The organism is Microcoleus sp. AT8-A3, assembly GCF_036705675.1.
Classification (GTDB): Bacteria; Cyanobacteriota; Cyanobacteriia; order Cyanobacteriales; family Microcoleaceae; genus Microcoleus.
This window is the reverse complement of sequence record NZ_JAUBVD010000019.1, coordinates 106,992-118,962: the sequence shown is the minus strand read 5'-3', so window position 1 is coordinate 118,962 and position 11,971 is coordinate 106,992. Positions and strand designations below refer to the sequence as shown.

Annotated in this window: 9 protein-coding genes and 1 tRNA gene; 8 read left to right on the top strand and 2 right to left on the bottom strand. The window is 47.8% G+C overall.

Going from position 1 to position 11,971, the window contains the following annotated elements:
- Positions 1–119: 119 nt before the first annotated feature.
- On the top strand, positions 120–1,259 hold the full coding sequence (locus tag QUB51_RS13950) for a patatin-like phospholipase family protein (RefSeq protein WP_333056420.1): 1,140 nt from the start codon (positions 120–122) through the stop codon (positions 1,257–1,259).
- A gap of 97 nt (positions 1,260–1,356) precedes the next feature.
- Positions 1,357–1,445 (top strand) — tRNA-Ser (locus QUB51_RS13945).
- Positions 1,446–1,599: 154 nt separating this feature from the next.
- Here the strand turns inward: QUB51_RS13945 and QUB51_RS13940 are convergent.
- Positions 1,600–2,538, bottom strand: coding sequence for a serine hydrolase (locus QUB51_RS13940; protein WP_333261373.1), 939 nt, complete (start codon positions 2,536–2,538; stop codon positions 1,600–1,602).
- A gap of 105 nt (positions 2,539–2,643) precedes the next feature.
- Between QUB51_RS13940 and QUB51_RS13935 the strand changes: the two genes are divergently transcribed.
- Together QUB51_RS13935 and QUB51_RS13930 are read left to right on the top strand one after the other, a co-directional pair.
- Positions 2,644–3,381 (top strand): C40 family peptidase, encoded by a 738-nt coding sequence (locus QUB51_RS13935; RefSeq protein ID WP_333207804.1) that lies wholly within the window; start codon positions 2,644–2,646, stop codon positions 3,379–3,381.
- Between the two features lie 52 nt (positions 3,382–3,433).
- Positions 3,434–4,438, top strand: coding sequence for a glycosyltransferase family 2 protein (locus tag QUB51_RS13930; protein WP_333056417.1), 1,005 nt, complete (start codon positions 3,434–3,436; stop codon positions 4,436–4,438).
- Between the two features lie 168 nt (positions 4,439–4,606).
- Here the strand turns inward: QUB51_RS13930 and QUB51_RS13925 are convergent, their stop codons facing one another.
- On the bottom strand, positions 4,607–5,776 hold the full coding sequence (locus QUB51_RS13925; protein ID WP_333056416.1) for an IscS subfamily cysteine desulfurase: 1,170 nt from the start codon (positions 5,774–5,776) through the stop codon (positions 4,607–4,609).
- A gap of 96 nt (positions 5,777–5,872) precedes the next feature.
- Between QUB51_RS13925 and QUB51_RS13920 the strand changes: the two genes are divergently transcribed.
- The 4 genes from QUB51_RS13920 (at position 5,873) to QUB51_RS13905 (ending at position 11,591) form a co-directional block, all read left to right on the top strand.
- Positions 5,873–6,523: a hypothetical protein gene (locus QUB51_RS13920; protein ID WP_333056415.1), complete on the top strand. Its 651-nt coding sequence runs from the start codon at positions 5,873–5,875 to the stop codon at positions 6,521–6,523.
- 233 nt (positions 6,524–6,756) lie between these two features.
- Positions 6,757–8,079 carry a four-carbon acid sugar kinase family protein gene (locus QUB51_RS13915; RefSeq protein WP_333056414.1) on the top strand — a complete coding sequence of 441 codons (1,323 nt, stop codon included), beginning with the start codon at positions 6,757–6,759 and terminating at the stop codon, positions 8,077–8,079.
- Positions 8,080–8,502: 423 nt separating this feature from the next.
- Positions 8,503–9,654 (top strand): circadian clock protein LdpA, encoded by a 1,152-nt coding sequence (gene ldpA, locus QUB51_RS13910; RefSeq protein ID WP_333056413.1) that lies wholly within the window; start codon positions 8,503–8,505, stop codon positions 9,652–9,654.
- 170 nt (positions 9,655–9,824) lie between these two features.
- A complete protein-coding gene (locus QUB51_RS13905) occupies positions 9,825–11,591 on the top strand; it encodes a R3H domain-containing nucleic acid-binding protein (RefSeq protein WP_333261377.1) in 1,767 nt (588 codons plus the stop codon).
- Positions 11,592–11,971: the final 380 nt, after the last annotated feature.

The following is an 11,971-nucleotide window of genomic DNA, read 5'->3' as shown; positions in this document are numbered from 1 at the left end:
TTAATGAACCCTAAACATTTAAGAAATTGGTTTGCTAATTGCTGCTACTGTACCTCATAACAGCGGGAACCGCTGTAAATCTAAAATCTAAAACCCAACATTTATCCGAGGTATTTCCCATGAGCAAGTGGTATCCGCAGCAAATTTTGCAAGAACCCGGTGTCAGAATCACCGCAACCGAAAAACAAACAATTCTTAGCAAATTTCCGCCTCCCGACGACAACGGTCAAATCTATGCCGACGGCGTTTTTGAAGGCGGCGGCGTGCGCGGAGTTGCGTTTTTAGGAGCACTCAGGTGCTGTAGCGATTTGGGCATCCAGTGGCGAAAATTGGCCGGCACTTCGGCAGGTGCAATTACTGCCGCAGTATTGGCAACCGACTTGTCAATAGATGATTTAGAGGAAATTTTAGGACAGCTCGATTACAGCATATTTTTAACTCAAAAAAACAGTCCTCTAATTTTAAACGGCGACCCCGCCGACGACTTGCAATCTCCTGCTTGGACTCTACTTTTCTTAACAGTTAGCCGTCAGATGGGAGAATATTCGGCGCAACCGTTCCGGCAGTGGCTGGAAGCAATGCTCGGTCGAGGTAAATTGCACACTTTTGCCGATGTCAAACAAATCGTAAAAGAGCGGGAATTAAAAGTAGTAGTATCCAACCTCAGTCGCGGTGAAATGTTGGTGCTGCCCGACGACTTACACCGACGCGAATCTACCGATTCCGATCCTTTGTATGAGCAGTTGCGACTCAAAAGGGCTGAAGATTTTAGCGTTGCTGAAGCCGTTCGGTTGTCGATGAGTATTCCGCTATTTTTTGAACCGGGAAAACTCGGCGATGACTTAATTGTAGATGGCGGAATTTTGAGCAATTTCCCCCTGTGGATTTATGACAAACAATCCGTCGGTGCGACTCCTGCTATGCCGCGCTGGTTTACCTTTGGGTTTCGATTAGTCGATACCGGAATTGAGACTAAAGTTAAGATTGATACTCCGCTGTCGATGCTGGCGGCGATGTTCCGAACGATGATGAAAGCAAGAGACCGCTATCACCAGCGAGAAATGGATAAGGGCAGGGTGATTAATATTGATGTGACTGACGCTGGGGTGACGACGACGGACTTTAATCTCGATGGCGATCGCAAGGCTCACCTGTACCGCTTGGGGTATTTGTATACTAAGAGGTTCTTTTTGAGTTCCAATTTTAGTTGGGAAAAACACTTGAAGGCTAGGGGCTTTGGGGAAGAGGCTGGAGGTTGAGGTCGCGAAAAGTATACAGAGTAAGGGATTGAGGAATTTTTAAATTAGGGGTTGGCAAGAATAAGATGTGTGTGCTATAGTTAGTTACTGTCATCTTGGAGAGGTGGCTGAGTGGTCGAAAGCGGCAGATTGCTAATCTGTTAAGGGTGTTAACATCCTTCGAGGGTTCAAATCCCTCCCTCTCCGTTTTAGAGCTTCTAGGAAAAAGTTCCTTTTAATCAAATTTTTGGACGGGCTAGAAGCCCATCCCACAAGAAAATTTTGTGGGATGGGCTTCTAGCCCGTCCCAATTATTTTTGCAGTTCAAGTCTAGTCTAGCCGCAATAATCAACTACTAAATCTAATTAAGCACTTTCATCGCTTCGACAACTTGCCGCGAGATAAATGGCAAAATTTCTTCATTCTTGCTATTCTCTTTCCCCTCGGTAAATACAACCAACAAATACGGCCGTAAGCCCTCTATTTCAATATAAGCAGCATCGTGACGAACTTGACTTGTCAGTCCGGCTTTTGACCACAATTTTGCTGATTCTGGCAATCCGCCACCTAAAAAACCCGTTACTTGATTTTCAGGATCTGCCTCTAATTCTGCTGGGTCTAAACTGCGTTTCATTAAACCCATCATTTCTTGCGATGCTTGGGCAGAAACAGCTACGCCGCCGATTATACTGTGCAGCAAACGCGCCGCTGCATTTGTGGTCAGCATATTTCTATGTTCCATTAATTCTCCTAGACAAGCTCGCTCGCGACCATAGGGGCCGTCACACCAGGTTTTCTGATTGACGTTAATATTTTGTAATTCCGGCCAATCCAATGATTGAAAGTAACGGTTGACGATGTTTCGCTGCTGTTTCCAACTTTCAAAGGGGCCTGGTGATAATTCTGGGCCACTGGTGGTGCCGGTGAGGGCGTCTACTACTAAACTTGTGGCGTCGTTGCTGGAATCAACTATCATATCTCGGACGGCGCGTTCTAATTCTGGCGATGTTTGAATCATGCCTTTTTGCGCCCATTCCCAGATGGCAACGAGGTAGAATAATTTGACGATGCTGGCTGGATAAATTCGTTCGGAACCTCTGGCGCTAAAACCTCGCGGTTGATACTTCCAAAATTCTTCTGGACTCAGGGCGCCGCCTGTATTGACTCGCACCGGGGGATCGTAGACTATCCAGGTAATGGCTGTACGATCGCCGCTTAATCCTGTAAATTCTGCTTTGGCTGCGTCTATAATGCTACTGCCGAGGGTTTCTAATTGTTCGTCTTTGTGAAAAAATGTCATGGTTAATGGCTGACGGTTAACGGTTAACGGCTAACTAATGGCAATCTATCGTTAAATGCGAACAATAAATGCGAACAATTAACAGCAAACAATGAGCAATTAGCAATGGCCAATTATCAATTATCTGATGTTGTGGAGTACCGGGCCCGATCGCACATAAATATTTACGATTCCCCAAAGTGCGATCGATTGGCAACTCAAGCAGCGCTGGGGCGGCATTTGCGAGTTGTTGACCCCCCCCAGCCCCCCCTTATCAAGGGGGGGAGAAATGCCATAGACTCGGTTGTTGAGGGGGATACAACGGCTGTGATGGTGCGACTGTGCGAAGATGATTATCCGGGATGGCTGGATCTTCGAGATGTCGAGTTGCTCGATGTGGCAGAAACAGTGTATCATCCTCTGGTGGTTTCTGAGGCAGAAATCAAGGAAAAATTACCAATTGTAATTACTTTCGCTCGCGAGGCTATGCACCAATCCAATTATTATCTTTGGGGCGGTACAGTCGGGCCAAATTATGATTGTTCCGGCTTGATGCAAGCTGCTTTTGTGGCTGCGGGCATCTGGTTGCCGAGGGATGCTTATCAGCAGGAAGCTTTTACTAAACCGATTAGTATCAGTGCTTTAGAACCGGGGGATTTAGTATTTTTTGGTACGCCAGAAAAAGCAACTCATGTAGGATTATATCTCGGAGATAATCGCTACATTCACAGTTCGGGACAAGCACAAGGTCGCAATGGTATCGGTATCGATGTTTTGTGGGATGATGGCGATCGAGTCAGTCAAGCTTATTACCAGCAATTGCGGGGATATGGTAAAGTTGTGGCAAGTTATCAACCTAGTTAGTTGTTGACGGTTGACTGTTGACGGTTGACTGTTAATATTATCGAATAAAAAAATGGACGCTGCATTATTTTTGGAAAAATTGGCTGCACAGCAGGCTGGCGCGGAGGTTGTTCTCGACGTTTCAGTGGTGGTGCCGGTGTATAATGAGGTGGAAAGTTTGCCTCATTTGATTGAGGCGATCGCCTCTTCTATCCAACCATCTGGACTCAGCTATCAAATTATTTGTGTAGATGACGGTTCTAAGGACGGTTCGGGTGCACTTCTCCAGCAGTTAGCCAGCACTCGCGATGACCTTTGTGCTGTAATTTTGCGCCGCAATTACGGGCAAACTGCTGCCATGTCGGCAGGTTTCGATCGCGCTCGCGGTCGTGCTATTGTTACCCTAGACGGCGATTTGCAAAATGACCCGGCTGATATTCCGCTATTGTTGGAAAAGTTAGATGAAGGCTACGATTTAGTCAGTGGCTGGCGCAAAAATAGGCAAGACAATACTATTAGCCGGTTGATTCCTTCTAAAATTGCTAACTGGTTAATTGGTCGCGTTACAGGCGTAACTTTGCACGACTACGGCTGTTCTTTGAAAGCTTATAAATCCGAGTTGGTAGCAGACTTGAATCTCTACGGGGAATTGCACCGCTTTTTGCCAGCGTTGGCGTTTATTGAAGGGGCGAGAATTGCAGAACTGCCGGTGCGACACCACGCCCGCCGTTTCGGTCAAAGTAAGTACGGAATTTGGCGGACTTTTCGGGTGTTGATGGATTTGTTAACTATTTCTTTTATGAAAAAGTTCCTGACTCGACCAATGCACGTTTTTGGACTTTTGGGATTGGGTTCTATGACGTTGGGAACGGTTTTAGGAATATATTTGACTTTCGTGAAATTTGGCCTCGGTCAAAGTATTGGCAATCGTCCTTTGCTGATTTTGGCTGTGGTTTTGCTGTTAACTGGCGTGCAGTTATTTTGTTTTGGTTTGCTGGCGGAAGTGATGATGCGGACTTATCACGAGTCGCAGGGAAAACCGATTTATCGGGTGCGCGAGGTATTTGGTTCTAAGTAACTAAATGACTTTTTTTCATCTTTCCGATCCCCCCTAGCCCCCCTTAATAAAGGGGGGGACAAGAGTATCTTCATAGTCGCACTTATTAAGGGGAATTTAGGGGGATCGAGACTTTGATAAAAATGAGAGAGATAGTGGGTTTTAGGCTTAAGTTGACACCAATACTTTCTAACTCATCACTTTTTGAGCTTGTCGGAGAGATTGAATAGTTGCGATCGCGTGTTGGGAAACTGCATCTATTTCTGCTTCGGTATTGAACCGGCCAATACCAAACCGAATTGAAGCATAAGCTAATTTGTCCGATCGCCCGATCGCTGCTAAAACATGAGATGGCGATATTTTCGCCGAAGTGCAAGCAGAGCCCGAAGAAACCGCAGCCGCCGATTGCAAACCCAACATCAACGCTTGACCGTCAACGCCACCTACACTAATATTGAGATTCCCCGGCAATCTCTTCGTAGCGTGACCGTTGAGAACAACATCGCCTAATTCACTCAAATTTTCCCACAAACGCTGCCGCAAATTAACCACTCGTTCTGTTTCCGATGGCATTTCCGCAATTGCCAATTCTACTGCTTTGGCAAACCCAACTATTTGCGGTGGGTAGAGAGTTCCCGATCGCATTCCCCGTTCATGACCTCCTCCGTGCATTTGCGGCGCTAGCTGCACTCTCGGTTTGTTGCGACGCACGTAGAGAGCACCGATGCCTTTTGGCCCGTAGATTTTGTGGGCTGTCAAGGACATTAGATCGATATTCATCTCCTCTACATCCAGGGGAATTTTGCCGATCGCCTGTGCCGCATCTGTGTGAAAAAGAATGTCATTTCCCCGACAAATTGCAGCAATTTCTGCGATCGGCTGAATGACGCCAATCTCATTATTTGCCGTCATCACTGAAACCAAAATTGTCTCTGCCCGAATCGCTTTGATCAAATCGCCTATATCAATCAGCCCGTCGCTTTTCACTGGTAAAACAGTAATGTCAAACCCCAATTTTTGCAAATAGGTACAGGGGTCGAGAATAGCATTATGTTCGGTTTTTACTGTGATAATGTGCTTTCCTTTGCTGAAATAAGCTTCGGCGATACCTTTGATCGCTAAGTTATTTGCTTCGGTTGCACCGCTGGTAAAAACAATTTCTTCGGGGGAAGCATTGATCGCTTCTGCTAAAATTTGTCGTGACTGTTTAACCGCTGCTTCTGCTTCCCAGCCGTAGACGTGGCTGATGCTGGCTGCGTTGCCGAACTGTTCGGTAAAATACGGCAGCATCGCCTCAAGTACCCGTTGGTCTACGGGGGTTGTGGCGTGGTTGTCGAGGTATATAGGACGTGCGGACATAGTGCAGTTTTGGTTGAAAAAAGTGTTAGGTTTATTGTAGACGAGCCCCTTGTTCTACTACAAAACTTTATAATTAAGAAATATTTGTGAAGATTTATGCGAGCTGACATTCAGGGATTAGAAATTACTGTTGGTGAACTCAAGCACCTCACCGGCGCGGGGCCCGATCGCGTATACCGCCCGCCGACAGCGACTAAGTTTGCCCGCGAAGCTTTGAAAACAGCCGGTTTAATAGTTTTGGTTCTAATCAGTTGTTGGCTGCTAGTTGCGATATTTCCTAGAGCTTATTTGTTGTGGTTCGCCCTCCACTTCGCTGCGATCGTCGGTTTAATCCTTGATGATGCGTGGAAAATTCAGTGCAGCCGCCAAAACAAACATTTAATTAATCTTTTTGATGATGTCGATCGCTATAATGGTATAATCGAAGCGATAGAAATTAACGATAGGATAGAAGATGCCGGCAATGCGGCAGTCAAAATCGGCGATCGAGCAAAAGTTATTGCAGCCTTGCAGCTAATCAGAGAGGATTTAGTTCGAGCTTTGAAAACCGAAAGAATTCTCAGGGAAAACAAAAAATTTGTCGCTACTAACTCCGAATTGTTTACCAATAATTTGAAAAGTTTGAATTCCCTGCAAATTAGCGATCGAGCCACAGAACAAGGGCGATTGCTAAACGAAGCTTTGCAGATAGCCGTGGGGGTTCAAGCAGAAATGAAAAAGTTGCAAGATCGAAAGGCTGCTAATTAAAAAAATGGCAGAAGTTAGTAGCGTACACGGCGGAGGGCGCCTCTTACCCATTAGCAATATACAGCTTACTGAACCGCAACAGGCAGGATGCCTGTTCCACTCGAACTCAAAGACATTTTTAAAATTATGAATGAGGAGAATAGTTAAAAAAATATCATAATAATTGTAAATTTTTTCCTGTTACGTAACAGGTAAGGATATCTTGGAAAGGTGACGTTAACAACCAGGTCAGTATGTCTTCTGCCAAACCCAAGATTATAGTTCTCGACGACGATCCGACAGGTTCTCAAACCGTGCACAGTTGCTTACTGCTGACACGTTGGGACGAAGACACCCTGCGTTTGGGGCTGCGGGACAAGTGCCCGATTTTCTTCATACTGACAAATACTCGATCGCTAACTCCCGAAAAAGCAGCCTCCGTCACCCGCGAAGTGTGCCAAAATTTAAAAAAGGCGATCGCCAGCGAAAAAATCGAAGACTTCCTAATAGTTAGCCGTTCCGATTCTACCCTGCGCGGTCACTATCCCATCGAAACCGACGCGATCGCCGAAGAACTCGGCCCCTTCGACGCCCATTTTCTAATTCCCGCCTTTTTTGAAGGAGGCAGAATTACCCGCCACAGCGTACACTACCTAATAGTTAACAGCGTCCCGACACCAGTACACGAAACCGAATTTGCCAAAGATTCAGTCTTCGGGTACAGTCACAGTTACCTGCCAGACTATGTAGAAGAAAAAACCAAAGGTCGCATCCCCGCTGATGCAGTCGATCGCATTTTACTCGGAGACATTCGCTACGGAAGTTTAGATCGACTGATGGACATGACAGACAACCAATGTGCAGTTGTTGACGGCCAAAGCCAAGGCGATTTAGACACATTTGCCAAACACATTCTCCATGCAGTCAGTCAAGGCAAAAAGTTTTTATTCCGCAGTGCAGCAAGTATTTTAACATCCTTAGCTGACCTCGGCCCGCAGCCAGTAGCAGCCGACGAAATGGCAAAATACGTGAGGGATGGCAAACCCGGTGCAGTCATAGTTGGTTCCCACGTTAAGAAAACTACTGAACAATTGGAGCGCTTGTTAAAAGAACCCAATATAGTTAGCATTGAAATAGATGTATCTCACTTGTTAGAAGATTCACCAGAGTATCGCACCCAACTGCTCGATGAAATTCTCGAAAAAGCCCGCACTTCTCATGCCGATGGCAAAACGCCTGTAATTTATACCAGCCGCAAGGAACTCGAATTTGAAAATACCGAAGTCCGGTTAAAATTTGGAGAGGCGGTTTCTGCTTTATTGATGGATATCGTGCGGGGACTGCCTGCCGATATCGGGTTTTTGATTAGCAAGGGCGGCATTACTTCTAATGATGTTTTGAGTACAGGTTTGTCGCTGAAAAGTGTCAGGCAAATCGGTCAAATTATCGCAGGTTGTTCGGTGGTGAAAACCGAGGCTAATCATCCTCTGTTTCCCAATTTACCAGTTGTTTTGTTTCCGGGAAATGTGGGGGATAGCCATGCTTTGGCTACGGTTTACAAGCGGCTGAGCAAGTAGTAGAGCTCGTTGAATCGCTGATTAACGCAGATGAATGTAGCTTCAAGTTAGGGAGTAGAATGTTCATCTGCGTTTCGTCGCTGGGTTTCAATGCTCGATCGAACTTTATGGCAACTGCCACTGCACGACCACTTCAAAAAAAATCTCTCGCCTACTTTTTTGCCAAATCGACCCTAGTATGATATAGTAGAGAGTCTGTGCGTAATTACAGCCGATCGCCAAAGTGGAAAATCGCCTCATCGTTAGGCACTATCAAAAAAATTAGATTTCTCAAAAATACTTACCTCAGAACTCTACATATAGGGCCAACAGCACCAGAGCTACTGCTATCAGTAGCGTTTCCAGCTTGTAACCGCCTAAATTTTCAAATTAAGTAGAAATTTCCACATAGTAATTTTCAGCTCAAAGGATTAGCATATAAGGGTGACAGAACATTATCATCCCCTAAACTCATTAAAAGATGGCCATTGGTTCAAGCTGATCTGTGGGGCGAGCTTTCAACACCTGCCTGCTGTACGGAATCTCACCTTGGCTTACACCTTAGCAGGCGCTGACTGTATCGATGTCGCGGCAGATCCCGCCGCCGTCGCCGCAGCGAAAGAAGCCCTACAAGTGGCCAGCGAATTACAGGCAAGAACTCAAAACCGCAGGTTTGGCGGCAAAGGGTTGCCGTTGCTGATGGTGAGTTTAAACGATGGGGAAGACCCGCATTTTCGCAAAGCCGAATTCAACCCAGCCGATTGTCCGGCGGACTGCTGGCGGCCGTGCGAAAAAATATGTCCAGCCGAAGCAATAGTTTTTCAGAGTGCTGGCAGTGGTTTTTCCGGGGTGATAGACCAGCAATGCTATGGCTGCGGTCGCTGTCTGCCGATTTGTCCGAGCCAACTGATTTATACTCGTTCTTACGTGTCTGCTTCCGCCGCGATCGCACCTTTAATCTTGCAATCCGGTGCGGACGCCCTAGAAATCCACACGCAAGTAGGCAGAGAGGCAGATTTTGCGCGACTTTGGTCGAGCATAGCTCCCTGGGTCGCTCAACTCAAGGTAATAGCAATTAGTTGCCCCGATGGAGACGGTTTGATTGATTATTTGCGGACACTCTATCAAATAATTTCCCCCCTTCCTTGTCCCCTAATTTGGCAAACGGACGGTAGGCCAATGAGCGGAGATATCGGAACAGGAACTACTAGAGCAGCAGTCAAACTCGGTCAAAAAGTTTTGGCTGCCCAGTTGCCGGGATACGTGCAACTTGCAGGCGGCACTAATGCTCACACTGTCAGCAAGCTGAGAGCCGAGGGACTGATGAAGGATGCCGGGAAAAATTTGTCAGTTCCCCCTGTCCCATACATTGCAGGTGTAGCTTACGGCAGCTATGCCAGGGTTTTGCTATCGCCAATTTTAGAACAGTTAGAAACAATGCAGACCGATCGAGCTTATGCCGTTCCGGTGGCAGTCGCGCAGCCAGGAGCCGGAGTTCAAACATCTCGGCTACCTCAGCTCGAAGCCGTCCCAGAACTTCTCTCAGAGGCCGTGAGTTTAGCTAGTTCTCTAGTTTCCCCGCTCAAAGAATTTTAGTCAGTAGTCAGTAGTCATTAGCCATTAGTCATTAGTTAGTGGTTAGTAGTTAGTAGTTAATTTCAACAACAACTGGCAACTGACACATAACAACTGGCAACTGGCAACTGACAACTGTTAACTGACAACTGACTAAAAAGTTGAAAACGTCACCGAACACATCGAGGCGAATGCAGATTACAGACGACCTCAACAAATTATTAGACATCGTGCCAGATGAGATCCGGCAGCCCTTAGAGCAGCACCCGCAGCGCAACAATCTCATTGAGATTGTCATGGATTTGGGCCGCCAACCAGAAGCTCGTTTTCCATCCTTGGCCGAACCTCTTTCCCAAACTCCGATTACCAAAGCACACCTCAACTATTGCATCGAGCGAGTCGGCCACTTCGGTGGCGACAACCGAGCCGGTATCGAGCAAACCCTGCACCGAATTAGCGCCCTTCGCAACCGCAGCGGCGAGATTATCGGCTTGACTTTGAGGGTGGGCCGCGCTGTGTTCGGGACGATCGGCATTATCCGCGATTTGGTGGAAACCGGTCAGTCAATTTTGATGCTCGGCCGCCCCGGAGTCGGCAAAACCACGGCCCTGCGGGAAATTGCCCGCGTGCTCGCCGATGACTTGGAAAAACGGGTGGTAATCATCGACACCTCCAACGAAATTGCCGGAGATGGAGATATCCCGCACCCGGCGATCGGCAGAGCTCGCAGAATGCAAGTTTCCCGCCCCGAACTCCAGCACCAAGTCATGATCGAAGCAGTGGAAAACCATATGCCGCAAGTGATCGTGATTGACGAAATCGGCACGGAGCTCGAAGCTTTGGCGGCTCGGACGATCGCCGAAAGGGGCGTGCAGTTGGTAGGTACCGCCCACGGGAACCGGATCGAAAACTTGATGAAAAACCCGACTCTGGCAGATTTAATTGGGGGCATCCAAGCGGTGACGCTGGGAGATGACGAAGCAAGACGGCGCGGTTCTCAAAAGACGGTTTTGGAGCGCAAAGCACCGCCAACTTTTGAAATTGCCATCGAAATGCTGGAACGCCAGCGCTGGGTAATCCACGAGCGAGTTGCAGATTCGATCGACACTCTGCTGCGGGGACGCGAACCGAGCCAGCAAATCAGAAGCGTCAGCGAGACAGGAGAAGTAATTATCGAGCGCGAGTCAGCCGCTCCCCCCGCGCGGTTTCCGGGGATGGCCGCTTCCAGCAGCACGGCTGCGGTATCAGCAATCCGGCCCGTCACACCGCTCTCTGGCTGGCGGAGTGCTGGCAAAATGGTGCCGATGCCCGCTCCAGGCGAGAACTTGGCTCCTAAAAGCGCGCCGGTTTCTGAGACTCGGTATTTCGAGCAACTGCTCGAAGAATCCCTGTCCGTCGAGCCGGTACCTAAGCCCGGACGTTTTTCCCAGAATGTCGGCCCTAACGGCGAAGATTTGCCCCTCCACGTTTATCCTTACGGCATACCTCGTCACCAGCTCGAACAGGTGATTTCGACGCTGAACCTGCCGGTGCTGCTGACGAAGGATATTGAGAGTGCTGACGTGGTTTTGGCTTTGCGATCGAACGTTCGGAACCAGTCGAAATTGAGGCACTTGGCCAAAACTCGCCAAGTTCCAGTGCACACAATTAAGGCCGCCACTATTCCCCACGTAGCCAGAGCTTTGCGGCGCCTGTTGGACATGGATGACCCCGGCACCCCGGAAGTGGCAGACCTCGCCTTATTCGCCCGCAGCGGTTCTTCTGACGAGCTCGAAGCTCTCGAAGAAACGCGCTTAGCAGTCGAGCAAATTGTCATTCCGAAGGGACAGCCGGTGGAACTCCTGCCCCGTTCTCCCAACGTCCGCAAAATGCAGCACGAACTTGTGGAACACTATCACCTGAAATCCCACAGTTTTGGGGAAGAACCTAATCGCCGCCTGCGGATATATCCAGCTTAAAGTGGGAGATTAGTGCCTTTGAAGGCAGAAGGTGGAAGGCAGAAGGGATAATTTTTTCCTGGGTTCTGTCTTTGACCTTTTGCCTTTTTCCTTTAAGTAGCTGGCAAGTTTCTGATATGATATGGTGTGACACTGTTCTTGTTCAGGCGATCGGCTAAATTCCAGATTTCTAATTCCAAATTCCCCAATTTCCAATTACCAATACTTCTACTACACGAGCTTACAAGTTACCCAATTCCCAATAGTTCAGCTACGCACTTCCCTTCGGCTCCCTGCGGCTTTGCGAACCGACGAGCCGCAGGCTGGCAGCTATGCTCAGCCCAAACTCAGCAGCAGCTCAGTAAAAGTTGCCACTACCCAAATTATTAAATTAATCTACC

Coding starts and splice junctions, on each gene's coding strand:
- QUB51_RS13935 (WP_333207804.1), top strand. CDS start 2,644: ATGGCCAATTATCAATTATCTGATGTTGTGGAGTACCGGGCCCGATCG.
- QUB51_RS13905 (WP_333261377.1), top strand. CDS start 9,825: ATGCAGATTACAGACGACCTCAACAAATTATTAGACATCGTGCCAGAT.
- QUB51_RS13950 (WP_333056420.1), top strand. CDS start 120: ATGAGCAAGTGGTATCCGCAGCAAATTTTGCAAGAACCCGGTGTCAGA.
- QUB51_RS13915 (WP_333056414.1), top strand. CDS start 6,757: ATGTCTTCTGCCAAACCCAAGATTATAGTTCTCGACGACGATCCGACA.
- QUB51_RS13920 (WP_333056415.1), top strand. CDS start 5,873: ATGCGAGCTGACATTCAGGGATTAGAAATTACTGTTGGTGAACTCAAG.
- QUB51_RS13940 (WP_333261373.1), bottom strand. CDS start 2,538: ATGACATTTTTTCACAAAGACGAACAATTAGAAACCCTCGGCAGTAGC.
- QUB51_RS13925 (WP_333056416.1), bottom strand. CDS start 5,776: ATGTCCGCACGTCCTATATACCTCGACAACCACGCCACAACCCCCGTA.
- QUB51_RS13930 (WP_333056417.1), top strand. CDS start 3,434: ATGGACGCTGCATTATTTTTGGAAAAATTGGCTGCACAGCAGGCTGGC.